Raw genomic sequence first — 24,383 nt, forward strand, 5'->3', positions numbered from 1 at the left:
CCTGTCGATAAGCATGTTTTTCTTTGTGGCCCATAGGAGATAACCCCTTTCTGCTTGGGTTACCTTAATTATGAGCCTACGAATTAAAAACAGTATGTATCCGATAGGTATTCGGTTACATTTAATTTGAGCCTACGCGCCTGCCAAAAAAAATAAAAACGGTATTGCAAACCCCCGCCGTCCATGGTATAATAAAATTGTCTGAGAGAATAGTCCCCAAGGACCCTGTTATGCCTCACAAAGAATCAATGTACGAGCGCCGTAAACATGCGCGCCTTCCCATCGAACGGCCCCCGTTTCCCGTGTCGTTCAGGTGCAACGGCGGCCACCTGTCGGCGTTTGTCGAGGACATATCGGCGTCAGGAGCAAAGCTGCGCATTTCGGAAGCAGGGGACCATATCCCGTTTCTGGTGCAGGGCGAGTTCACCTACACCTTCCATACCGCGCTGGGCCCCACCCAATGCAAGGCGCGCACCGTGTGGGTCCAGCGCAAAGGCGTGGATTTTTTCTGGGGCGTTGAATTCATACGGCTCGATTCCAACGACAGCAATCCGCTTAACGTCATCATCAAAGACCTCAATACCCAGGCGATGTGACCGCGCAGTTTATAATTATTCAGGATGCCGAATAATGCCATCCCCGCCTTTCATTTTTCCATAGGCAAACTTATTTTATCGTACGCGGTATGAGAATCACTTCTGCACTATTTCCCGTTCTTTTTCTTGCCGGATCGTTGTACCCGGAGCCGATCGTGATTACGGGCAAAATGCTGCCGGCGCATCTCGGCTCCATCATTCAGAATATCCGGATAACGGACCACAAAGGCGTTTGCATCCCGTTCCAGATAGACGAAGTTGAAGACAACGATTATGTCTGCACTTCGGGCAAAGAGCCGAACATCGGCAACGGCATTCTGGACTCGGCGGACGAGATCGTTTTTTTATGGGAGGACGCGGACACGGTTGGACCGGCAAACAGCATCGGCACGGATCAGAATGTCATTACCCTTGCCCACGGCCGGGAAAAACGGTATGTTTACCTGTTGCATGACGCGTCGATCCCGCTTTCAAAAGTCTCGTACATCCAATATGACGAGCGCAGCGAACGGATACGCACCCCGTATTATTACGCCTGCTTCGGCCACGACCGGTTCCATTTTACAAGCGCCGGCATCAAGTACAATGCAAAGGACGCCTACCTCGACCTTACCAACGAACTGCGCATAAAAATATTTTTAAGGGCCCTGTGGGGGCTTTTGCCCATCACTTATACCGAACAGAGCATTGTCTGCCTTGTAAAGCGGTACAAGGCCGGCCCGGTGCGGCTCATCAGAAGGGGAGATTTTTATTTGAAACTCGGTCTCTTCCTGCAGGGAAGCAACGCGGCGGTGAACCAGATTTGCTACCCCCAGATGGTGAGGGTTCCCGTGTATGTCCATCTTCCCATTCGCTTTCGGGTTCTGTTCAAGGAGGCATGGATAGAAATGACGCCGGTGTTCACCGACAACGCAAAGGATTTTACCTTCGAGGTGCCGTCGCGCAACATATCGTTTCCGCTCGGTACGCAGGACAGGACCGACACGCTCATACAAAAGAACCCGAACCATTCGTGCATGACGGCCCACAACGGCACCATGGGGTACGGCTGGTTCCTCGACGCGGGCATGGAGGAACGGTTCCTTGACGGAAGCGGATATTGCGTCAGCGTGCCGTCGGAGCGGTTCGGCATCGGCCATTGCGGGTTCCGGCTCACGGTCCGCGATTTGCCGAAAGGATATTACCTGATAGGGAATTGGGTATTATTTTCTAGAAACGGCATAGGCGGTCTTTTGGATGCATGCGACCGCCTTGCGGACATGGCGACGCTCACCGTAAGGGGAGATCCCGCCAGCTACAGAAACCAACTCGGCAAGGTCATGCCCTTTCGAAAACAGTAGGATTCATCTCATGGCAAAACGGAAACAACCGCGAGTCGATAAGACTGACTACGAAGCACTTCAGCTTCCGGATCTCTGCAAGCTGGTGATGGATCTTTCAGTGCCGTTTGAGGATCTCGCCGAATATGTCGAAGACAGGACCTATGCGCTTTGCGCCGGCGGCAAATGCAGTGATGCGGTGGGCGAGCTCAACCGCGTCGCCTCGTTTTTCGAGGCCATGGAGGCCAAAAACGAGGAGAACTGCCGGGACCTTGCCGATATTTACATCCTGATAGGCGAGGTGAACCAGTATGTCGGGTGTTTCCAGGAAAGCATCGAATGGTTTAAAAAGGCGGCGGTCGTGTTCGACCGCTACGCGGTGCCGTACCACAACCTTGCCTCGTCATACATTGAACTGGGGGATTACAAGAACGCCGTAAGAAGCCTGGAGCAGGAAATTCTGCTCGAGCCGGGAAATTATTTCTCGAGCCTGAAACTCGCGGACTTGTACGAGCAGCAGGGCGAGTTCAAAAAAGAGGAGGAGTGCCTCGAAAACGTGCTTGCGCGGAACCCGGAGAACATCCAGGCCCTGCACAAGCTCATCACGCACTACGAACGGCAGCAGCCCCATATCGACGTGAAACTGCTCAGAAAGCGGCTGATCGCCATCGGCAAGGTGTTCAGCGAGTTGGAAATGGTAATCCGTGTGTACCACCTGTGCATGCTGCAGTCGTTCTCGGAAGCGCTTGAGTTTCTCAACACAAAGATAAAGGACAATCCCGGCATGACCATCCTTCACCTTCTTAAGGCGTTCGCGCTCGGCGAACTCCGCCAGTATTCCAAGAAACGCAGGGAACTGGTCGAGTTCAAGCAGCATTGCCACGGGAAAATCGAATACATGAAGAGCAAGCTTGACGAATTCGAGCACATATTCGGAAAAAAGGCGGTGACGAGATTGGGAAGGATATTGGTGGTGACCAATCCGAATATTGCCAGATAAACATCGACCATGAAGTCTTGAAGTCGGAAGGTCTGAAAGTCTTAAATTCCAAAAGTCTTAACATCGATGCCCTTCCGCAGATCTTGAGACTTCTGGACTTTAAGACTTTAAAGACCTTTTTAAAAGGAGAATAATGTCATTCCCTGTTCGTGTCAGATTCGCCCCTTCTCCCACCGGCTATCTCCACGTCGGCGGCGCAAGAACCGCGTTGTTCAATTATCTCTTTGCTAAACACACCAACGGGACTTTTATCCTGCGTATTGAAGACACCGACAGAAACCGCTTCGTTGAAGGCGCCCTCAGGGAAATTTATGGCAGTTTAAAATGGCTCGGTCTTACTTGGGATGAAGGGCCAGAGGCCGGCGGGAATTTTGGACCCTACGTTCAATCGGAGCGTCTGGATTTATATAAAAAAAACGCTCAGGCCCTGTTGGACAAAAGTCTCGCTTACCCGTGTTTTTGCACGCCACAGAGACTCGAAGAAGTCCGCAAGGAGCGGGAAAAAGCCAAGATGCTCACAAGCTACGACAGGCATTGCAGGGATCTTTCCAAAGAGGAAATACAAAAGAACCTTGATGAGAATAAGCCGTTTGTTGTCAGGCTTAAGATACCACATGATAGAAATATTGTATTTACAGATATGATAAGGGGTTCCATTGAGTATAAAAGCGAGGTTCTTGATGACTTTGTCCTGCTCAAGTCAGACGGCTATCCCACATACCATCTGGCCAACGTCGTTGACGACCATGAAATGGAAATCTCGCATGTGCTGCGCGGCGACGATTGGATAGCGTCAACCCCGCGCCATATTCTTCTGTACGAAGCGTTGGGGTGGACGCCGCCGCTGTTCGCACACATGCCCGTGATCCTCGATCCGTCGGGCGGCAAGCTGTCGAAGCGCAAAGGCGCTGCCTCGGTCATGGATTACAAGAATGCCGGAATCCTTCCCGACGCGCTCTTCAATTTCCTCGCGCTGCTGGGCTGGGCGCCGGGCGGGGGCGATGAGCGGGAAAAAATGACGCGGGAAGAGATCATTCAGGCGTTTTCCCTTGAAAAGATATCTCCAAAAGGCGCCGTACTTGATGAAAAGAAATTGGATTGGATGAACGGCCAGTATCTTGCCGAATCGAGCGCGGAATCGCTTGCTCCGGAGGCTTTCAGGTTGTGGAAGGAAAAAGGAATGGTGCCCGCTGACAAACCCGCAACCGATCCCTATTTACTTTCGGTGATAAACCTCCTCAAGGTCAGATCGAAACGGCTGACCGAGCTTGTGGACAATTCCACCTACTTTTTTAAAGATCCGGAAACTTACGAAGAAAAGGCTGCGAAAAAGTATTTTACTCCGCAATCCGCGGCCGTGTTAACATCATTGGTTGACAAGCTTGTGCCGGCAGAACCTTTTTCAAAAGATGCTCTCGATGCCTTGTATCACAAATTCGCGGCTGACTCGGGCACGCAAATAGGGGAGCTGGTGCATCCGTCAAGACTGGCGATCAGCGGAGCAAGTTTCGGGCCTGGGTTGTTTGAGATGATGGAGACTCTGGGCAAGGATGTAGTTTTAAGAAGGATGAAAAGGGCGATAGAAAAAATAAAATAAAAAAGTAAATCTTAATAAGGGGGAAGTCTCCCCCGGGCCCCCGGCTTCCGCCGCATCCTCAATGTCAATTAAAAAAAGTATTCCGGGATGCGCCGGTGATCCGGGGGCACACCCCCTCTTTGGCGCCGATACTCCCGTAATTCGCGGATGGTGTTTGTGGCTGGCGAGACAGAGGCTGTAGCGCAAGCTATTATTTTGTGGAAGAAGACAAATATTATAAGTTTGAGTGGAAGAAAAATATTATATCACGAATTTTCGATTGGCGCCACTAAAAGTATTTGGCGAATAAAAACTCCGCCGCCGCGTTAGGCAGGAGCGGAGGCCGCGCTGGAGCACGGTGCTGCCCGGCCCTCGCTGTCAGGCATATAGGGGCCGTGGCAGCCGGAGCCGGAGGCGAGACCGAAGTGAGGGCCGACCCGAGACTGAGGTTTACCGAAGGTGAGGGAAACGCCCAACAAAATTTGGAAATTCAATCAGAAGGATAAATAATGTTAGAAGCAAACAAAACAAATCCAGAATCAAATTCACCGAACCCCGAATCCGAAAAACCGTCAAACTTCATCCGCGAAATCGTCAAGGAAGACCTCGCTTCGGGCAAGGTCAAGAAGGTCGTGACGCGGTTCCCGCCGGAACCGAACGGCTATTTACACATCGGACACGCAAAGGCCATCAGCATCGATTTCGGCATGGCAATGGAGTTCGGCGGCGAATGCCACCTGCGCTACGACGACACCAACCCGAGTAGGGAGGAGCAGGAATACATCGAGTCTATCCAGCGCGACGTGAAATGGCTTGGCTACGACTGGGGAAAACACCTGTACTACGCCTCTGACTACTTTGACAAGATGCACGAATGGGCCGTGCACATGATCAAGACCGGAAAGGCATATGTGTGCGATTTGACGGCCGACCAGCTCAGGGAGTACCGCGGCACGCTCACGCAGCCGGGAAAAGAAAGCCCATACCGCAACCGCACCATTGCCGAAAACCTCGACCTGTTCGAGCGCATGCGTAAAGGCGAGTTTCCCGACGGTTCGCGCACGCTGCGCGCGAAAATAGACATGGCGTCGCCGAACGTGAACATGCGCGATCCCGCCATGTACCGAATTCTCAAAGTCCCGCACCACCGCCAGGGCGACAAATGGAACATCTATCCCATGTACGACTGGGCGCACGGCCTCGAGGATTCAATCGAAGGCATCACGCATTCGCTGTGCTCGCTCGAATTCGAAGACCACCGGCCGCTGTACAATTGGTTCCTTGACCAGGCGCCGGTGCCGTGCCATCCGCGGCAGATCGAGTTTGCGCGTCTCAACCTCACCTACACGGTCATGAGCAAGCGCAAGCTGCTCCAGCTCGTGCAGGAAGGCTTCGTGTCGGGCTGGGACGATCCGCGCATGCCCACGATCTCCGGCATGCGACGGCGCGGCTACACGCCCGAAGCCATCCGCAATTTCTGCGAGCGGATCGGCGTTGCCAAACGCGACAGCATGGTGGACGTTGCCCTGCTCGAGCACTGCGTGCGCGAAGACCTCAACAAGCGCGCACCGCGCGCCATGGCGGTGGTCAACCCGCTCAAGGTCATCATCGACAACTATCCCGACGGAAAGACCGAGGAAATCGACGCCGTGAACAACCCGGAAGACCCGTCCATGGGCAGCCGCAAGGTGCCCTTCTCAAAAGTGCTGTGCATCGAAAAAGAAGATTTCATGGAAAATCCGCCAAAAAAGTTCTACCGGCTCTCGCCGGGCAGGGAAGTACGGCTCCGTTATGCCTATTTCATCACGTGCACGAGCGTGGAGAAAAACGCGGCGGGCGAGGTGACCGCATTGCACTGCACCTACGACCCGGCAACGCGCGGCGGCGCGGCGCCCGACGGAAGGTCGCCAAAGTCAACCATGCACTGGGTATCGGAACAGCACGCAATTTCAGGTGAATTGAGGCTGTATGAATATTTGCTGACAAAAGAAGATCCGGCAGATGTTCCGGAGGGCAGCGACTTCAAGGCGCTCATCAACCCGAATTCGCTCAAGGTGGTGAAGGACGCGATGCTGGAGCCCGGACTTGCGAATGTCAAGCCAGGCGACAAATGCCAGTTCGAGCGGGTGGGATATTTCTGCGCGGATTCGGTGGACAGCAAGCCGGGGAGGCCGGTGTTCAACAGGACGGTGGGGTTGAAGGATACGTGGGCGAAGGTGCAGAAAAAGATGAAATAGGGGAAGAGAAGATAGCCACAGAGACACGGAGGGCGCGGAGAAGAAGTAAAGAGAGTGCAACCTGGAAATGGTAGGAATAGGTGGCGAAAAAATAAAAAGTTAGATCTTTAATGTTGATGCAATGCCCCACCCACAAAATAGGAGCGATCCCAAATAAGCTTGCAGCAATTCCTCGGATAAAGTATTTACGTACGCAACCGAATCCGAATACGATGCCTCCGAGAGCGCTCACGAAAGAACCCCGCAGCCTGCATTTAATCACTATATTTTTCTCTGTGCCTCCGTGTCTCTGTGATCATCTTATTTTTTTTCTTCCCCAAAACAAAAAACCCCTCAGGACGTTTGTCCCGAAGGGTTTTTATGGTGGAGCTGGACGGGTTCGAACCGACGACCCCCAGACTGCCAGCCTGATGCTCTCCCAACTGAGCTACAGCCCCACAAAACGCTATTTTCGTATTAAAAATTACTACTTACTAGTGAAAATGTCAATCCATAACTGTCTTTGACAGCCAATGTTGTCAAATCATTCCCTTTACTTTCATCACCGTCACCGCGCCTGCCAGCGCCGCGCAGGCTACGGCGACGATCCAATCCGCGGCCTTCATCCCGTACCGTTCCCTCATGTCGATCTTATTCTTCGGGGAGAACCCCTTTGATTCCAGCGCAGCCGTGAGCGTCTCGGCCTTCTTGATGCCCGTGAGTATCAGCGGGACCAGGAGGGGAGCATAGGCTTTTATCCTTTTGACAAGGGAACCCTCAGCCGCGTTGTTGCCGCGGACCTTCTGCGCCTCCACGATGGTGAACCCGGTGTCGATAAAGACGATGACGAGCCTGAACGAAAGAGAAAGGGCAAACGCGATGGGATAGGGAACGCCGAGCAGCATGAGCCCTGCCGAGACTTCTTCGAGCGAGGTGATTGAAAGATACAGCAGCCCCGCGCAGAGCAGATCGACGAACCGAATGCTCATCGCCGCCGCATACGCGTAGGCGTTGGCGCCGCTGATGCGGTAGAAAAGCGCCCAGAGCACAAACGTGGCGGCTGCAATCATCATGAACAAAACGCCCATCCGAGCGATGTTCCCGAGGCTTTTCGCCGCGATAAAAAGCGCCGCCATGCAGGCGAGAAGCGCAAGCAGCCAAACAATATCGGCAATCAAGGCCGCGGTCAGAAAAAGAACGGCGAGCATCAGGATTTTAGTCCTGGGATCGAGCCGGTGGAGGAACGTGTTCTTTTTTATGTATAAGAAGACGCTCATTCCGCACGCTCCAGTTGTTTTTTCCAGCATTGCAGGAATTCCCCGGCGTTAAGCAGCGGCCTGTTGTTCAGCTCCAGGGAAAGCTTCATGATGTCCGTCCTGCTTGCCCTTGATTCGGACAACAAGTCCGCGTCATTAAAAAAATCCCTGCACGGGCCGTAAAACAATATGTGCCCGTTTTTCACGGCAAGCACGGTCCGGCCAAACGAAGCGGCTGCTTCCATGGAGTGGGTTATCATGAGGACCGTCTTGCCCTTGTCGTTAAGGCCTTTTATGATGCGCATCATCTCGCTAAGAGAGGGAAAATCCAGGCCCGTGGTGGGCTCGTCGAGTATGATGACGTCGGGCTCGGCCGCGAGGATAGAGGCGCACGCGACCTTCTGCCGGTCGCCTTTGGGCAGCGTGAAAGGGTCTTGGAACGCGACAGCGGCAAGACCCATGGTTTCCAGCATGGCATCGACTCTTTTTTTTATTTCGCCTGCCGGCAGTTTTTTCATCCGGAGCGCGAACGCGATTTCGTCGAACACGGTTTCTGCGAAAATCTGGTTGTCCGGGTTCTGGTACACGTAGCCGATGTCGCCGGCCTTCACCTTTGCCCCTTTGTAGATAACCTCTCCTGCGCGCGGCCGCAGTATCCCCGCGATGCATTTGGCGAGCGTGGTCTTGCCGGAGCCGTTTGACCCGAGGATCGCGACGAAATCGCCTTGTTGGATGTCGAGGTTGATGTTTTCCAAAACGTTTCCGGGCATTCCCTTGTAGGTGAATGAAAGACCGCGGACCCGGATGATCGGTGTTGCCGTGCCGCGGGCCGGCTCCCGCAAAAGCGCGGCATACGCTTCATTGTCAAATGCGTACTGCCGCGCGGCAATGCCTGCCGCATCCTTGACGGTCGCGACGGCCGCGCCGGGAAAAAGCTTGCGCAGGCCCGGCATGTCGAGTCCTGCTTTGTCAAGCAAGGCCCTGCCATACGCGCCGGACTCGTCACCGTCATAGAGTATCGCACCGGCGTGCAGGATGACGATCCTGTCGAAGTGCCTGCCGTAATCGAGCGACTGCTCGAAAAGGATCAAGCTCCCTTTGAACGACGTGCCGCCGAGAAAGTCAAGGACGTATTCCTGCGACGACGGCTCGATGTCGGTGAACGGCTCGTCGAGGATAAGGAGGTCGGGATCAACGGCCAGCAGGCTGAAAAAGGCCGTCTTCTGTTTTTCGCCGCCCGACAACTCGTGCATGTCGCGTGAAAGCAGGCCGGCAATGCCGAACTGTTCCGCGATACTTATCATTTTTTGCCGCGCGGCCCGATACCCCATGCCGATGTTCATGGGGTAGAAAAGCATTTCTTCGGCGACCGACGAGGACACGATCTGCGCCTCAAAATCCTGGAACAGGACGGCGATCCGCGACGCGATTTCCCTGCGGGAATAAGAACCGATCTTTTTTCCCTGAAAGAAATATCCGCCTTCGAGAAGACTTCGCTCCGCGGAAGGCAGAAGGCCGCTGAGGATTTTAGAGAGCGTGGTTTTGCCTGCGCCGTTTCTTCCGGCGATGAGGACCTTTTCGCCGGCATTGATGGTGAGGCTTATGTCATGCAGCACGCGGGGACCGGCGGCATGATACCTAAAACCAAGGCCCTGAAGGCTGATCATACCGGGGAAGCGTCTTTTCTTTTGTAAAGCAGCCCCATCTTGTCTATTCTTTTATAAAGCAGTTTCATCAGTATCGGGCCCAGAATGCCGCTCATTATGGAATTATTGATCAAAACGACAAGAAAGACCACGGCAAAAGGCGCGAGTTTGAATACCCATACTCCCGTTGCCACGGTAAGGGCGCATGCGAGGCTGGCGCACACCGCCGCGATGATGAAAACGGCGGTCTGCCGCCAGTCCATGACGGTTTGTTTTTTTACGAGCAAGCCCCAGATGAGGAACGCGATGTAGGAGAAAAGGAAGTTCGCAACGACCCCGAAGCCGCTCGCCGGCGTGAGCATGCCGAAGAAATCCGCGATAAGGTTGCCGACGGCCGAGCCCCAGGCCGCGGCGGGTCCGAACAGGATGCCGAACAGCACGGGTATAACGCTCGCGGGCCTGAGTTCCGTGAGCCCGGGCACGATCTGAATGGGCTTGAAGGGGATGAGCGTGCCCGCGTACACCGCCGCCGTGACGGCGACGATGACGATCTGCTTTGTGCTTGACCAGACGGAGAAGATGGATTTCAAGGATTGTTCCTTTTTATAGGCGGTATTTTTTAAATGGAAAATATTGTTTATTTTAACCGTTCATGGCAACATAAAACCGCGGAATAACTCTCAGCCTATAGACGGCAACCGACTTGCAAAGCAAATCAGACGAGACAAAAATAATGAATTCAGGACGGTATAATAGGATAATAAGGTATAAAGAAGGGGTTGCGAATGGAATGTATTTTGTAAAGGTTCGCGAAGGGCGATTTGTGAGCTCAGCTCGGTGCGAACGGTCTTTCGATAATTCAAATAAGGTGGAGGCTGTCATGAATCCACATCCAAAAAATCTGGTTGTTATGATTTTGCTTCTCTGCCAAAGCCTCTTCAGCGCGCCCATCCTCTGCTTTTCCGATCTTGCCGGCGGTCCCAAAACCGGCAACACCGATGTGTCGCTCGGCCAGACATCCAGCGCTGACGGCGCCGTCGTGACGGTTTGGGGCAAAAACCTCGGCGCGTCGCAGGGAACCTCGAAAATCTTCGTGAACGGAATTGAGGCCCGCGTTTACTCATGGAAAAACGCCACGGGGCCGGCAGATCTTTACACGCGCCACAACATGCAGATGATTGAGTTCCAGGTGAGCGGATCAACGCCGGACAACGGCGCCGGCATCACGGTCGCGGTAAACGGCGTAACCTCGAATGCGCTGCCGTTTGCGATAAGGCCCGCGCATATTTTCTTTGTGAAAACAACGGGAAACGACACGACCGGCGACGGGACCTGGTCAAGACCGTGGAAGACCATGCCCAAGGGCGTCGCCGGCATGGACACGGGCGGCATTGTTTACGTTTGCGACGGCGAGAGCGCCACAACAGAAGACAGTTACGGCGGCGCGGTCAACCTCGACCGGCACGGCTCGGACGCACAGCCGTTTTCCATCATCGCGTATCCCGGGGCGCAGGTGTTTGTCGGCGACAGCTCGCTGCGTTTCGGCTTCGGCCACTGGGAGTCGGGCTACGGCTACACCGACCACTGGAACGTGGCAAAATTCCACATCACGTCGGGCGAGATAAGCATCCCCGTGAGCACCGGGTCAAGGCTCGCGGGCAATTACATCACGGCGCCGACCGCGAGCGCGGCCGAGGGAACGGTGGAGGCCGACGGCGACAACGTTTTCATCCTTGGAAACGAGATCACCAAGGCGGGCAAATACGGCTGCAGCAAGCTGTATCATCCCTTGTATGTGTCAAGCCCGCGCACCGGTTCCGGTCCCCGTTACACCACGCAGCAGAACCGCGAGATCGCCTATAATTACTTCCACGACAACAATGCAATCCGCGGCATCAACATCTACAGCGAGCAGGCATATACCGCGTTCATGACCCACCACAGGGTGCACGACAACTTCATCATGGACCAGGTGAGCGACGCCATGCTCATCGGCTATTACACGGTGGGCGAGAACTGGATCTACAACAACATCATCGTGAAGGCCGGGCTGGGGCCCGACCCGGATCCCGGCGAAAGCAGCGCGTCAACGCATTACGGCGTGCAGATCGACGCGGGCCACGAAGACACGTCGACGGTAATTTACTTTTACAACAACACCATTTACGGGTGCGGATGGTCGGGCACGAGCAACGGCCCCGGCGCAAGCGGCAACGTGTGCATCACCGATCTCAGCCGCTACACCCTGCATTTCAACAACAACATCATCTGCTCGACCGGCGAGCCGTACGTGGCCGGATGGTCGGACAATGATCTGACCGCCGTTGCCGGCGGCAACAATCTCTGGTTCGGCAAGGGCGCGGCCCCGTCGTGGGACGCTGCGCCTGTCAACAGCGACCCGAAATTCGCCGACACCGCAAAGGCGGACATGCATTTGACGCAGGGCTCGCCCGCGCTCAACGCGGGCAGGGACGTGAGTTCCGTTGTCGCCGTGGATTTCGACGGCGTGGCCAGGCCCGTGGGCCCGGCGTTTGACATCGGCGCGTATGAAGGCGCGGTAGGGGCGGCCGTCGTCGCAGGTGTCAAGGCAAAGGGCGGCAGGGTGGTTCAAAAGGCGTTTTTTTCAAATGGATCGCCGGTAAAGTTCGACGGCGGGGGTGACATACGGTTGTTTGACAGATCAGGAAGGCTCATTCGCGTGATCAGTTCAGGCCGGATTTGGGATTTGACGGATGATAATGGGCATGCCATTGCTGCGGGAATGTATTTATTCAAGATGAAAATGGAAAATCTGGCAGTTGCGGGGACCGTGGCCGTGGTGCGTTAAGAAAAATCAGTCAGAAGATCTGAAAGTTTATAAAGTCGAAAGTCAATAATCATTGTCTTTTGATAGGCATGTATAACGGCGCCTGCGTTCCGAGGATTTAAAACACTTGGAGGATTTTAATTTTATGCGCGGCAAAAACGCTATCCGTAATAACACGCTACTGGTTTCATTGGTTATTGTTTTCGCATGTTTTCCTTTATGCACGAACAACAGTTCGGCAAATAGTGAATCACTGACAACTGATCATCATTTGTCAATAGCGAACAATGGCCAAACAGTTTCATTGAAAATGGGGGACACACTAGACATAACACTTGGCGGTGTTGGCCCGGGATATGGGTTACCAGGAGTTATTGGTGACGCAATAATGTTTATTGGCGATTCAACCGTAGGCGATCTTCCTGGTGGCCCGACTTTAAAATATTTCTTCGTTGGAACAAACATTGGGAACTCAAGCATTTCTATAACCGATTCAACTAAAAAATCTACCTTTGCAATAACATGCAAGATTCAATAAGGTCCTTAATAATCTGTTTTGAAGCGGAACGTATCGATGATTTCCAGGTGAACATAAGCGACAAATGCGATCGCGTGAACGTGCGAGGCGGGGGAACGCCCGATTTTAATTACTAAAAATAAAAGGAAAGAATAAACTTCATGTCTCTCTTCTGCCCCGAATGCTTTTCCGAATACCGCGAAGACATCGACACGTGCCCCGACTGCAACGTCAAACTCGTGCCATTCCATGACCTCCCTCCGCATTGCGCCTCATGCGGCGCCACGTTTCCCAAAGGCACGAAGCGCTGCCCGGACTGCAAAAAGGACCTGGTGTCCTATGCGAGCGTTGAGGATTTCCGCCAAGGCAAGTCGAAATATCTTGAAGGAGAGTCCGTTGTCGTGTATGAGACGTCGCACATGCCGGAGCTCGTGCTGATCAAGGGCGCTCTCAAGGCGGCGCGCATACCGTTCCTCGCAAAAGGCGAGGAACTGCAGAGCCTGTTCGGCGCTGGCCTGCTCGGCGGGTTCAACCCGGTGACGGGGACCGTGAAAATAGAAGTGGAAAGAGGGAGGGCCGAGGAGGCGAAAGAGGTGATACAGGATTTGTTCAAAGATAATGAAACTGTCGCTGAAGAATAAAAAGGCGGATTATGAGTTTTCTTTCCATACCGGTTTTCATCATGGCCGGCATCACCCTGTATGTGGGAATCAACAATTTTCTTTTCTGGTTCCGCATGCGGGAAAAGGTGGAACAATTTCTTTTTTCCGGGCTTTGCGCCTCAGTCGCGGTGTATGACGTTTTCAGCGCATTGCTGTACGGCTCGCAACATTTGGAAACAAGCATGTGGTTCCAGCGGGGACAGTATTCGGCCATCGCCTGCACCTCGGTCTGGACGGTATTTTTTGTGTTGAAATCGTTCAGGCAAAAGCTTACGCCTTTCATGGCCGTCCTTCTCGGCATTTATGTGACGTACATCTTCATCGCCTGGATCAATTCGCCGCTGCTTTTGCATCTGAGCCTGGGCGTGCGTACGCCGACAAGTTTCATGGCGGGCCCGCTGGCGGTCACCTATCTGGAGCTCAGGACCGGCCCCATGATCCTGGCCCTTTTCGGATTTGTTTTCTTGGGCATTGTTGTCTCATACGCCTATTTCATGCGAGGCTACCGTCAGTATCGCGACTGGAGATTCCTCCTTGTCCAGGCGAGCCTTACCGTGTTCTTTTTGGCGGTTGTCAACGACATACTGCTGGGCGGGAGGGTCCTGAAATCGATATATCTGGTGGAATATTCGTTTCTCGCGGTCATTTTGGTAATGGATTATTTCATGCAGCGCGATTACGTCTTTCTTTATAATAAGGAAAAGGAGTATGCTCAGGAGCTTGAGCTCAAGGTAAAGGAGCGGACAAGGGATCTTGAGGATTCCCTCGCGCACATCAAAACGCTTTCCGGCCTCATACCCATCTGCGCCTCCTGCAAAAAGGTGAGGGACGACCGGGGCTACTGGCAGCAGGTGGAGGAGTACATCTCCGAGCACACCGAGGCGGGTTTTTCTCACGGCATATGCCCCGACTGCATGAAGAAGATGTACCCGGAGCAATACGAGAAATTCCTGGCACGGCAGAAGCAATCACGGAAGCAGGGAGTAGGCGGGGCGAATCAGGGTCCCGAAAAGAAGTAGTAGTTCAAAATCCGGCGATAGTGATCAGCGGAAACATATAAAAAGCCATTGACATTTTACCCTGATATGTGTATATTATACACATACAACGTGTTCAATACCCACCAAAGGGGATGCAAGCATGATAACAGGTATCGCTGACGCGGGGGCAAACGATAAGGCCGTGGATGAAACCGGGCTTACCAAAAAGCAGAAAATGGTCCTCGACTTCATCGAGTCGCGGTATGTTGAAACCGGAAGGTCGCCCACCTACGGGGAAATCGCGAAGAAATTCAAATGGAGCTCGGCGAATTCCGTCACCAACCATGTCGCCGCCTTGCGTGAAAAGGGCTATATCGCCGAAACAGGGGGCCGCAACCGGCATGTGACGCCCACACGCATCGTGCGCAGCCATCTGCGAAAGTCCACGCGCATTCCACTGCTCGGCAGCATCGCGGCGGGCGCGCCCATAGAGGCCATAGAAAACGTGGAGACTTGGTTCGAGTGGGACGCGCTCGGCGTGTCCAACGAGCGGGGCGACAAGTTCGCGCTGCGCGTGAAGGGGAATTCCATGGTCAACCGCGGCATCCGCGACGGCGACATCGTGGTGGTGCAGCGCCAGGCGTTTGTCACGCGCAACGACGTTGCGGCCGTGCGCGTGGGAAGCGATGTCACGCTCAAATATGTAAAGCAGGAGACAAACAGCATAAAGCTCATGCCCGACAACGACTTCATGGGACCGATCACGGTGCGCCCGCAGGACGATTTCCAGGTTATGGGCAAGGTGGTGCGGTTGTTCAGGGAGGATATATAAAAAAATTGCCACAGAGACACGGAGGGCACAGAAAAGAATAAAAAATCACCGCAGAGACGCGGAGAGCGCGGAGAAGAAAAAAAATCACCACGGAGACACAGAGAACACAGCGAAAAACAAAGGAGGGTTCATGCGTCAAATCAATCCCGACCCGGCACTCGTCGCCTATTGCGGGCTGTTTTGCGGGGCGTGCGGTTCGTATCTTAGGGAACGTTGTCCCGGATGCGCCGGTAACAGCAAGGCGACGTGGTGCCGGATACGGGTTTGCTGCAAGGGAAAAAACATCACGTCATGCGCCGATTGCACGGAATTCCCCGACGCCATGGATTGCAGGAAGTTCAACAATTTCATGTCGAAGGTTTTTGGCATGCTTTTCAAATCGGACCGCGGCGCCTGCATACGGCAGATCAAACAGGTTGGCAGGGAAGGCCATGCGAAGAAGATGGCGGAAATGAAGGCGCAGACGATAAAGAAGAAATAAGTCTGCCATAACCTCTATCCCCCAGCCCCTTTCTTCGAATCAGGGAAAGGGGAGTGAAGGCGTTTTGATGAAATCAACCAAGATACCTGTTGCGTCATCGCCGCGAAGCGGCATTCCGCAATGGTTGCGTTGCGAAGGGACGACGCCTCGCGAGCGTAGGTCGAGCGACCTCGCGCGTCCCTTTGCAGGAAAGGGTGTGCCCCCGGACCACCGCCGCACTCTGGCACATTCTGCAGCCCAGTGATAGTGCGGCGGAAGCCGGGGGCCAGGGGAAACCACGCAGTGGTGTCCCCTCCAGATTATCTCATAGATCAAAAAATAATGCAATTTATCCACCTCCACACCCACTCCGAATACTCTTTCCATGCCGGCGTGCCTAAAGTAAAGGAACTCGTGGCGGCGGCAAAGGCCTGCGGCATGCCGGCCCTGGCGCTCACCGACACAAACCGCATGAGCGGGCTCGTCGATTTCCACCTGCAGTGCATGGAGGCCGGCATGAAGCCCGTTCTCGGCGTTGAGCTCACCGATCCCAAACATTCGCACGAGTATGTTGTCGCACTTGCCAAAAACAAAAACGGGTACGCGGACCTTTGCGAGATCATCACGGAGCGTCAGCTGCATCCGGAGACGTTCGCGTTTGACAAGCTTTTTGCAAAGGAATATTCCGATCTTTTCCTTATTACCGCTTCGCCGCGCGTGCTGCGCGAGCTGGCCGCAACGCCCAATGCGGCCAACCTGTATGCCGAGCTTCTGCATCTCGACCCTGCGTCGCGCGATGCGGCGAAAAAGCTGCGCCTGATTGCGCAGCAGCTCGGCGTTCCTCTCGTGGCCGCGAACAACGTGCATTTTCTGGCAAGGCAGGACTGGGAAACGCACCGCATCCTGAGCGCGATCGGCCATTGCTCAACGCTGTCGCGCCTGCGGCCCGAAGAAACGGTTCCGGACACGGCATATTTTTGCAATGGGGAAGAAATGGCCGAACGGTTCTCCGGCCTGGGCGAGGCGCTTGTCAACGCCGCGAGGATAGCGGGCCAGTGCAGCGCGGACCTCGAACTGGGCAACTGGATCTTCCCGAAAATTTCCGTTCCCGACGGGTTCACGCCGGAACAGTATCTTGAAAAAATCGCGCGTGAAGGGCTTGAACGCCGATACGGCAGCACGCCGTCGTACGGAAAGGCAAAAGAAATTCAGGAAAAGGAATTGGCTGTCATCAACAAGCTGGGCTTTGCTTCTTATTTCCTCATGGTAAAGCAGGTGCGCGACTGGGCGAACGGCCGCTATGCCGGCGGTCTCAGAAGGCCCACCGACTGCACGCTCATGCGCGGCTCTGCCGCAAACAGCATAACGTTTTACAACATCGGCGCAAGTGATTTGGATCCGGTACGATATAACCTGTATTTCGAGCGGTTTCTCAACGAAGACCGGGCAAGCCCTCCCGACGCGGACCTCGATTTCGGCTGGGACGAGCGCGACGCCGCGTTCGACTATTTTGTCAACACCTGGGGGCGCGACCGCGTAGCGGTGCTGGCCACGGTGAACCACATGAGGCGCCGCGCGGCGTTCCGCGAAGTGGCAAAGGTGTTCGGCTACAGCGAAGAACAGGTGACCGGCCTACTCGACCGCTACAGCCTGCCGCAGGAAGACCCGGACATCCAACGCGTGCTCGCGTATGCAAACAAGGTGCGCGGCAAACCGCGCTTTCTGGGCCAGCACCCCGGCGGCATCATCGTCACCAACGATCCAGTGTGGCGCCACGTGGCGTGTGAATATTCCGGCGGCGTCAAGAACCGCGTCATCACGCAGATCGACATGCATTCGGGCATCGACGAGCTCGGCCTCATCAAGTTCGACATCCTGGGCAACGGCAGCCTGTCGGTACTGCGCGACACACTTTGTCAAATAGAAGAACAGGGCCACGACGACCCGCGCGTGTGGAACGCCGATGTTGTGCAGAACGACCCCACGGTGCTTGACATGATAGAAAAAGGGCGCACGCGCGGCATTTTCTACATCGAGTCACCGGCGCAGATGAAGCTCAACCGCCAGGCGCTGGCGCGCAGCTTCGAGGAGATCGGCATCACGTCGAGCGCGGTGCGGCCGGCCGGCGCGCGCTACACCAAGCTGTTCGTGGAGCGCCACCGCAAGATGAAGCAGGGGATTGTCGATTGGAAATTCGTGCACCCGTCGCTTACGTCCATCCTCGACGAGACGCACGACTGCATCGTGTACCAGGAGGACGTGGTGAAGATCTGCCACGACATCGCGGGCATGAGCTATAAGCGCGCCGACCGCGTGCGCAAGATGATGAACAGCCAGCACGACGGCGTTCCCGACGATTACGAGACGGTCGCCATGGAATTCGTTGACGGATGCAAGCACACCAGCGGCCTTACCGGCGAGCAGGCGATCGAGCTGTGGGAGCGGGTGAACTCGTTCACCGGGTTCTCGTTCTGCAAGTCGCACAGCCTGAGCTACGCCATGCTCTCCTTCAAGTGCACGTATCTCAAGGCGCATTATCCGGCGCAGTTCATGGCGTCGGTGATCTCGAACCTGCACGGCTTCTACTCGCAGGACACCTACATCAACGAGGCGCGGCGGCTCGGCATCAAGATAAACCCCATTCACGTCAACACGAGCCGCGTGAAGTGCGTCGGCAAGGGAAGGTTTTTGTCCGTGGGGCTCATGCACGTGAAGGGGGTGTTCTCCCGCACCATCCAGGCCATTGTCGACGAGCGCGACGCACACGGGCCGTACAAGAACCTCGCCGATTTCATCCGCCGGGTCGGCGCGGGCAAAAGCGACATGGAGAAGCTCATCAAGGTGGGGTGCTTCGACGGGTTCAACATGAGCCGGCCCGAGCTTTTGGCGCTCCTTGACGCCGCGTACGGCCGGGTGCGCGAGGCCGACGGCGACCTGTTCGGCGGCCTGCGCTTTACAAACGCGGAGCTTCACCCGGGCCTCAGCGAGTATTGCCTCACGCAGAAATGCATGCACGAGCTCGAGCATCTCGGGTTCATGCTGTCCGGCAACATCCTTGACATTCTCGACCTTCACCCCGAGTCGCGCGGCGCGGTGCTGTGCGGCGACGTCGGCCGGTACGCCGGAAGCTCGATCAAGGTGTTCGGATGGCCCATCACGTCGCGCGTGCACCCGGTGCCGGGCAGGGGAGACATGAAGTTCATCACCATCGAGGACAAATCGGGCTGCGCCGACATCGTCATGTGGCCCGACGTGTACGCGCGGTACGCCGACGTCACAGTGCGGCCCGGCCCGTTCGCCATCAGCGGCTGCGTGAAGGAGCAGTTCGGCGTGTGCGCCGTGTTCGCGAAATCGATACGCAGCGTGGAATGGTCGCCGTCCATCGTGGATTTTGAACTGGCGAGCAAGCGGCTGATGAGGTCGTATAATGAGGAGTTTGTGTATGGGGATGCGGTCAAGGCAGCGTGAATATTCTTTCCAGGAGAGGATAAAGAAGAAATTGGGCGTTTCCCGGCCTGCGGCCGGGTCGGTCTCCCTCCGGGCTCGGCTGTTCGCCTCGTTGCCGGACCGCCCGAGTCGCCTTCGGCGAGGGGTCGGCCGGCAATTCGCTCTTGCTCACCCTCCGGTCCACCTAACGCGCGGGCATATGGAATCCTGCTGCGTTTGTTTTTCCCCCTTATCAAGGGGGATACCGCCGAAGGCGGAGGGGGATACTCCGCAGTGGTTGCGTTGCGAAGGGGCGACGCCTTGCGAGCTTTAATGCGAGCGAATTCGCGCGCCCCTTTGCAGGAGGGGGTGTGTCCCCGGATCACCGCCGCATGGCGGCGGAAGCCGGGGGCCAGGGGGAAACGCGAAGCGGTGCCCCCACCAGATTAATTAATCAAGGGAACAAAAAATATGAATTGGTATATCAGCATATTCTTGCCAGATTTTCCGGCCCAATCCTACGCCGCCTATCATCCTGAAATGAACGGCTTACCCTTTGTCATTGTCCGCCAGCGCGCCGACAGCCACAAAAGCTTGGTGGTGTCGCTGTCGCCCGAGGCGCAAGGCAGAGGGATCTATCACGGGTTCCCGGTGGCGCGGCTGACCGAGCGGTTCAGGGACATCCACGTCGTGCGGGAGGAGCCCGCGCTTGCGGCCGCGGTGACCGACGATCTTGCCACGGTGCTGCCCGCGTTTTCGCCCGACGTGCGCGTGTCGAGCCGCGGCAGCGCGATTGTAAACGTGAGCGGCATGCAGCGTCTACTCAAGGCGCGTTTTTTCACCCTGCCGGATGAAATAAGGAAAACCGTGAAGTCCGCGCTTGCCCTGCGGCAATGCGCCTGCGGCGCTGGCGCTTCGCCGTTCGTTGCCTCCATGGCGGCCAAGGCCGCCGCGCCCGACGGCATTACCGTGTGCGAAAGGGGAAGCGAGGCCGCCATGCTCGGCCCGGTCGCTGCATCCGCCCTGCCCGGCTTTTCCGATTCGGTAAAACAGCGGCTCTCCGATTACAACATCCGCACGGTGGCCGACATCCAGCGGTTGTCCGAAGCGTTCCTCAAGAGCAGGTTCGGCGAGGAGGGCTGCCGGCTGCACGCCATGGCGCAGGGCGTACTTCTGGAGGCTCGACCCGCGTCAGGTCTTGACGACATAGAATCGGGCCGCACGCTCGTGCGCGACGAGAACGACGCCGGAGCGCTCAAGAGCCACATCCGCTACATCGTCGATAAGCTGGTGTTCAAGCTGCGCGTTGCCCGAGTTCAAGCAGGCAGCGTTGCGTTCAGCGTCCGCTACTCCGACAATAAGACGACGCAGCGTTCCATGCGGCTTTTGTCTCCCACTGCCGACTTCACCCTGCTGTACAACTGCTGCTGTCTGCTGTTTTCGCAGGCGTATTCCCGCAGGATCGCGGTGCGCAAACTCAGGGTAACGGCACAGCCGTTTCTCGAGCGCGAAAGCCAGCTCGACCTGTTCGACAGCGCGGTGCAGGTAAAGCAGGAGAACATGGGCAGGAGCATAGGCGAGATCAGGATGCGGATGGGGTTTGAGGTGGTGAGAAATGGAAATGTATTAATCAATGAGTCTGGGCGTCCCGCCGAAGCGGCGGCGGCCCTCCTTCCGGTCTCGGCTTCGCCTCGGGCTGCCACGGCCCCGATGGCGGAGGACCGCCGGGGTCCGGGCAGCACCGCGCTCCAGCGCGGCCTCCAGTCCGGCCTGGCGCGGCGTTGCAGTTCCATTTGGTAAAGGCCGTCCGTGGCGCCGATCGAGCGGATGCTGCCAGCAAACAAAGAACCTTTAATGATTCCCCCTTTTTAAGGGAAAAACCGCCAGATTATATTTTAAAATTATGTCAAATCAATCTCTCGACTTCTCCGGCCAGCAAAACCAAACGTCGCCGGCATGGAAACCGTTTGAAATTCCGCCCGACATCACGGCGCAGGGGTTTTACATCGGCACCTCCGGCTATTATTTCGACGACTGGGTGGGAATCTTCAATCCTCCAAAGCCCAAGCGTTCGCGAAAAACAGAGGACATCGCCCCTGCCGGCGATTTCGACCGCTTGAGGTTTTACCAGAAGTATTTCCGCTTTGTCGAGATAAATTCAAGCTTTTACATGGAACCGGCGCAGCAGACCTACATCGATATCGAGCGCCGCAGCCTTGTTAATTCCATGTATGGGGTAAAGGCGCACCAGAGCGTGTCGCACACCAAGGAATGGGACGCGCAGAAGTCAAGGCAAATGATGGAACGCCACATCGAGGCGGTCGGGCCGCTGGTTGAAACCGGCAGGTTCTACAGCTTTCTCATCCAGCTCGAAGACCACAACCAGCACAGCCTCAAAAAGCTCGACTACCTGCTTGCGGTCTGCGAACCGGCATTGTGCAGGAAAATAGACGTACACATCGAATTCAGGCACCGCACCTGGCACAGGGAGGCGGTGCTGCAAAAGCTCAAGGATTTCGGCATCGGCATCTGCAACACCGATCTTCCGCCTTTTCCGCACATTTTTCCCCTCAAGGCATACGCCACGACTCCTAAAGGGTATTTGCGCTATTCGGGCAGGAACATTGACAATTGGTATCCCAAGGCAAAAGCCACCACCGCGAAGGAGCGCATCGCACAGCGCAACAGCCGCTACGATTACCGCTACAGCGACGACGAGATACGAAAAAACGTAGCGGACCAACTCAAGCTCGGGCAGAAAACGAACATTGTGGCCGTGGCGTACAACAACCACTACAAGGGCGGGGCCGTGGTGAATGCGATTACGAATATAAAAATGCTGAAAGAGAAGCTTGGCGTGAAATAAAAATAGATTTTTGATTTTGATGGGGGAAGTCTCCCCCTGGCCCCCGGCTTCCGCCGCATCCCATATGTCAAGACAAACACTGCGACGGGATGCGGCGGCGATCCGGGGGCGCACCACCTCTTTGGCGCCGATACTCCCATGGTTTGCAAACGTTGTTAGTGGCTGGCGATGCTGCGGTGGCAGCGCGTGCTGTACACGGTGGAAGAAGACAAGAAAGATATTGATAATTTACGAATAGTCATTGACCATCCCGGCGCCCTGTTGGTAGTTTTATCATGAGGCTGGAAAAAGGAGTCCTGTGCGGATTATCGCGTCATTCATATTGCTCATCCTTATAACTTCAATAGACATTTCCTTCGCCGGATACGGCGACAAAACCAACGGTCTTCCAAACTGGCAGGAGCGCGCCATACTCGTGCTCACCAACGCCTGCAGGATGGCCCCCACCCAATACCGTGACGCCTATGTCGGCGCATATTCTATTCTTCTCCCTGAAAATTATCCCGCAGTCAAGCCGGTATATTGGAACATGGCCTTGAACGAGTCGGCCCGGTTTCACGCCATAGAAATGGCCGATACCTGCGGCATGACCCACAATTCCTGCAACGGCGAATCTTTTTTAACCCGCATCCAGAAATATTACACCAAAAGTTCCACGGTCGGCGAGGACATCGCAACGGGAAACGCAACGCCGCAGGCCACCATGCAGCAATGGCTCATGGACGCAACAAACAATGTGCCCGCGGTCGACAATTCCACCTGCGGCACGTCGCGCTGCGACGGTCACCGGTGGAACATAATGAACAATGGTTACCGGGAAATGGGAACAGGCTACGACTCGGGCGCGATGCAATACAAATATTTCTGGTGCCAGGATTTCGGCGGGGGAAAACCCGAGTTCGACAATCCAATAATTTCCGGCGTGCATCTGTTTCTCGAAACAGGAAAAACAACATTTATGGCAAACTTTTTTGATTCACTTGGCAAGCCGCAGGACGCTGCGGTCTACATTGACAATCAGAAAACCGCATTGACGCTGCTCATGGGAGCGGATTCCGCCGGGACCTACGGCGTGGCATTGATAAAAGGCGCTGACTGCAGATATTATTATTTTTCCTTCACTGATTCGAGGGGCACGGTGTGGCGGTATCCTGAGACCGGATATCTGGTGACGCGGGGAGAGGGGACATGTACAAGAGATTTTATTCCGCCGGAGAGCCTGAGCGTGAATAACTCCATTTTTAAAGGTATGTCAGGATATTCCGGAGCAAGGGTTACGATAAAGAAAAACGTTTTGACGGCATTTTTGATGGGTCATGAATCGAAAATTCTCCATAGTTCAATCTTTGATGTGCGGGGCAGGAAGCTGGGTGATATCATTTGGAAAATGGATGACGGTAAATCAACGTATCAAGCAAACATTGGCCAGATACTTCCCGGTGGAGTCTATTTTGTAAATAGCTCTTTTTCTGACGGAATATCCATTTCACAAAGGCTCGAAGTGATTGGAAAAGAGTAGCAGTGTGGTCTGCAAGCATTTGAAATGTCAAATAATTTTTATCAGTATAATTGCCATTTTTCAATATATTTCCGCCGCTGATTCTTCATGGTATCTTCCGATAAAACTTCACGACCGCCAGTCCCTTGAAAACGTCAAACTGACGCAGATCGGCCCGTTCGGGCTGGTGAGAAAGGCCCGGCCCGGCGTGCCGTCGCATTTACACACCGGAATAGACTTTAGGCGGCCTTCAGACAATTACGACGACGAACCAGAATACCCGGCCAGCCGCGGCGTGGTGATCAGCCTCAGGAGCGACGGTCCGTTCGCCCAGATCATCGTCGAGCATCGGTTGAACGACAGCGTGAAAGTATGGACCGTGTATGAACACATTGCCGGAATTATGGCAACTTTAGGAGATACTGTTTCGCCGGATAAGCCCATGGGTCGATTCATGACAAAGAAGGAACTGGACAAATACGGCTGGCAGTTTGATCATCTGCATTTTGAGGTGATGAAGAAGTCTCCGGTGGTTTTGAAGCCTGAACGACGGAATCCGTTCAGGAGGTTTAATACCTATGCGCTGACGTGCTATACGAAGAAGGAATTGGATAAAGTGTATTATGATCCACGGGAATTTTTAAAAAGTATCTGGCGCAGGGCTTCCTTATCAGATGATGACAAGATGAAGTGAAAATCTTCCTTTATTGAATTCCATCAAGATACC

Annotated in this window: 19 protein-coding genes and 1 tRNA gene; 16 read left to right on the top strand and 4 right to left on the bottom strand. The window is 55.0% G+C overall.

From position 1 onward, the window contains the following. Positions 1 to 230: 230 nt before the first annotated feature. The 5 genes from VLX68_06430 (at position 231) to VLX68_06450 (ending at position 6,728) form a co-directional block, all read left to right on the top strand. Positions 231 to 596, top strand: coding sequence for a PilZ domain-containing protein (locus tag VLX68_06430; GenBank protein HUI91870.1), 366 nt, complete (start codon positions 231 to 233; stop codon positions 594 to 596). 89 nt (positions 597 to 685) lie between these two features. Further along, complete coding sequence (locus VLX68_06435; GenBank protein ID HUI91871.1) at positions 686 to 1,936, top strand: hypothetical protein; 1,251 nt, start codon at positions 686 to 688, stop codon at positions 1,934 to 1,936. A 10-nt stretch (positions 1,937 to 1,946) separates the two neighbouring features. After that, positions 1,947 to 2,915, top strand: a complete 969-nt coding sequence (locus VLX68_06440) for a hypothetical protein (GenBank protein ID HUI91872.1) — start codon at positions 1,947 to 1,949, stop codon at positions 2,913 to 2,915. A gap of 133 nt (positions 2,916 to 3,048) precedes the next feature. Continuing rightward, positions 3,049 to 4,512, top strand: a complete 1,464-nt coding sequence (gltX, locus tag VLX68_06445; protein ID HUI91873.1) for a glutamate--tRNA ligase — start codon at positions 3,049 to 3,051, stop codon at positions 4,510 to 4,512. 488 nt (positions 4,513 to 5,000) lie between these two features. After that, the gene (locus VLX68_06450) at positions 5,001 to 6,728 is read left to right on the top strand and encodes a glutamine--tRNA ligase/YqeY domain fusion protein (GenBank protein ID HUI91874.1); all 1,728 of its coding nucleotides are present in this window, start codon (positions 5,001 to 5,003) and stop codon (positions 6,726 to 6,728) included. Between the two features lie 361 nt (positions 6,729 to 7,089). On the opposite strand, the gene VLX68_06455 is transcribed toward VLX68_06450, so the two are convergent. The 4 genes from VLX68_06455 to VLX68_06470 all read right to left on the bottom strand — a co-directional run bounded on the left by VLX68_06455 (position 7,090) and on the right by VLX68_06470 (position 10,199). Continuing rightward, a tRNA-Ala gene (locus VLX68_06455) sits at positions 7,090 to 7,165 on the bottom strand. Positions 7,166 to 7,246: 81 nt separating this feature from the next. Continuing rightward, on the bottom strand, positions 7,247 to 7,984 hold the full coding sequence (locus VLX68_06460; protein ID HUI91875.1) for an energy-coupling factor transporter transmembrane component T: 738 nt from the start codon (positions 7,982 to 7,984) through the stop codon (positions 7,247 to 7,249). Continuing rightward, a complete protein-coding gene (locus VLX68_06465) occupies positions 7,981 to 9,630 on the bottom strand; it encodes an ATP-binding cassette domain-containing protein (GenBank protein ID HUI91876.1) in 1,650 nt (549 codons plus the stop codon). The genes VLX68_06460 and VLX68_06465 overlap by 4 nt, the downstream gene beginning before the upstream one ends. Beyond that, on the bottom strand, positions 9,627 to 10,199 hold the full coding sequence (locus VLX68_06470) for a QueT transporter family protein (GenBank protein ID HUI91877.1): 573 nt from the start codon (positions 10,197 to 10,199) through the stop codon (positions 9,627 to 9,629). Before VLX68_06470 ends, VLX68_06465 begins: the two co-directional genes overlap by 4 nt. A 320-nt stretch (positions 10,200 to 10,519) precedes the next feature. Between VLX68_06470 and VLX68_06475 the strand changes: the two genes are divergently transcribed. The 11 genes from VLX68_06475 (at position 10,520) to VLX68_06525 (ending at position 24,350) form a co-directional block, all read left to right on the top strand. Continuing rightward, a complete protein-coding gene (locus VLX68_06475; protein ID HUI91878.1) occupies positions 10,520 to 12,436 on the top strand; it encodes a choice-of-anchor Q domain-containing protein in 1,917 nt (638 codons plus the stop codon). 124 nt (positions 12,437 to 12,560) lie between these two features. Continuing rightward, positions 12,561 to 12,953, top strand: coding sequence for a hypothetical protein (locus VLX68_06480; GenBank protein ID HUI91879.1), 393 nt, complete (start codon positions 12,561 to 12,563; stop codon positions 12,951 to 12,953). Between the two features lie 140 nt (positions 12,954 to 13,093). Beyond that, positions 13,094 to 13,573 carry a hypothetical protein gene (locus VLX68_06485; protein ID HUI91880.1) on the top strand — a complete coding sequence of 160 codons (480 nt, stop codon included), beginning with the start codon at positions 13,094 to 13,096 and terminating at the stop codon, positions 13,571 to 13,573. Positions 13,574 to 13,584: 11 nt separating this feature from the next. After that, complete coding sequence (locus VLX68_06490) at positions 13,585 to 14,613, top strand: hypothetical protein (GenBank protein ID HUI91881.1); 1,029 nt, start codon at positions 13,585 to 13,587, stop codon at positions 14,611 to 14,613. A gap of 121 nt (positions 14,614 to 14,734) precedes the next feature. Beyond that, complete coding sequence (gene lexA, locus VLX68_06495; GenBank protein HUI91882.1) at positions 14,735 to 15,406, top strand: transcriptional repressor LexA; 672 nt, start codon at positions 14,735 to 14,737, stop codon at positions 15,404 to 15,406. Between the two features lie 130 nt (positions 15,407 to 15,536). Next, positions 15,537 to 15,887, top strand: a complete 351-nt coding sequence (locus tag VLX68_06500; protein HUI91883.1) for a DUF3795 domain-containing protein — start codon at positions 15,537 to 15,539, stop codon at positions 15,885 to 15,887. A 321-nt stretch (positions 15,888 to 16,208) separates the two neighbouring features. After that, positions 16,209 to 19,334, top strand: coding sequence for a DNA polymerase III subunit alpha (gene dnaE / locus VLX68_06505; protein ID HUI91884.1), 3,126 nt, complete (start codon positions 16,209 to 16,211; stop codon positions 19,332 to 19,334). 429 nt (positions 19,335 to 19,763) lie between these two features. Next, positions 19,764 to 21,092: a hypothetical protein gene (locus VLX68_06510; protein HUI91885.1), complete on the top strand. Its 1,329-nt coding sequence runs from the start codon at positions 19,764 to 19,766 to the stop codon at positions 21,090 to 21,092. A 103-nt stretch (positions 21,093 to 21,195) separates the two neighbouring features. Continuing rightward, a complete protein-coding gene (locus VLX68_06515) occupies positions 21,196 to 22,158 on the top strand; it encodes a DUF72 domain-containing protein (protein ID HUI91886.1) in 963 nt (320 codons plus the stop codon). 298 nt (positions 22,159 to 22,456) lie between these two features. Then, positions 22,457 to 23,677, top strand: a complete 1,221-nt coding sequence (locus VLX68_06520) for a CAP domain-containing protein (GenBank protein HUI91887.1) — start codon at positions 22,457 to 22,459, stop codon at positions 23,675 to 23,677. A gap of 4 nt (positions 23,678 to 23,681) precedes the next feature. Beyond that, complete coding sequence (locus tag VLX68_06525) at positions 23,682 to 24,350, top strand: M23 family metallopeptidase (GenBank protein HUI91888.1); 669 nt, start codon at positions 23,682 to 23,684, stop codon at positions 24,348 to 24,350. Positions 24,351 to 24,383: the final 33 nt, after the last annotated feature.

The sequence above is a fragment of the Chitinivibrionales bacterium genome, assembly GCA_035516255.1.
In the GTDB taxonomy this organism is placed as follows: domain Bacteria; phylum Fibrobacterota; class Chitinivibrionia; order Chitinivibrionales; family FEN-1185; genus FEN-1185.

Bases quoted from the DNA above. Each gene is read 5' to 3' on its own strand.
- VLX68_06440 (HUI91872.1), top strand. From the start codon at position 1,947: ATGGCAAAACGGAAACAACCGCGAGTCGATAAGACTGACTACGAAGCA.
- VLX68_06465 (HUI91876.1), bottom strand. From the start codon at position 9,630: ATGATCAGCCTTCAGGGCCTTGGTTTTAGGTATCATGCCGCCGGTCCC.
- VLX68_06480 (HUI91879.1), top strand. From the start codon at position 12,561: ATGCGCGGCAAAAACGCTATCCGTAATAACACGCTACTGGTTTCATTG.
- dnaE (HUI91884.1), top strand. From the start codon at position 16,209: ATGCAATTTATCCACCTCCACACCCACTCCGAATACTCTTTCCATGCC.
- VLX68_06450 (HUI91874.1), top strand. From the start codon at position 5,001: ATGTTAGAAGCAAACAAAACAAATCCAGAATCAAATTCACCGAACCCC.
- VLX68_06485 (HUI91880.1), top strand. From the start codon at position 13,094: ATGTCTCTCTTCTGCCCCGAATGCTTTTCCGAATACCGCGAAGACATC.
- VLX68_06435 (HUI91871.1), top strand. From the start codon at position 686: ATGAGAATCACTTCTGCACTATTTCCCGTTCTTTTTCTTGCCGGATCG.
- VLX68_06515 (HUI91886.1), top strand. From the start codon at position 21,196: ATGTCAAATCAATCTCTCGACTTCTCCGGCCAGCAAAACCAAACGTCG.
- lexA (HUI91882.1), top strand. From the start codon at position 14,735: ATGATAACAGGTATCGCTGACGCGGGGGCAAACGATAAGGCCGTGGAT.
- VLX68_06490 (HUI91881.1), top strand. From the start codon at position 13,585: ATGAGTTTTCTTTCCATACCGGTTTTCATCATGGCCGGCATCACCCTG.
- VLX68_06500 (HUI91883.1), top strand. From the start codon at position 15,537: ATGCGTCAAATCAATCCCGACCCGGCACTCGTCGCCTATTGCGGGCTG.
- VLX68_06475 (HUI91878.1), top strand. From the start codon at position 10,520: ATGATTTTGCTTCTCTGCCAAAGCCTCTTCAGCGCGCCCATCCTCTGC.
- VLX68_06430 (HUI91870.1), top strand. From the start codon at position 231: ATGCCTCACAAAGAATCAATGTACGAGCGCCGTAAACATGCGCGCCTT.
- VLX68_06510 (HUI91885.1), top strand. From the start codon at position 19,764: ATGAATTGGTATATCAGCATATTCTTGCCAGATTTTCCGGCCCAATCC.
- gltX (HUI91873.1), top strand. From the start codon at position 3,049: ATGTCATTCCCTGTTCGTGTCAGATTCGCCCCTTCTCCCACCGGCTAT.
- VLX68_06460 (HUI91875.1), bottom strand. From the start codon at position 7,984: ATGAGCGTCTTCTTATACATAAAAAAGAACACGTTCCTCCACCGGCTC.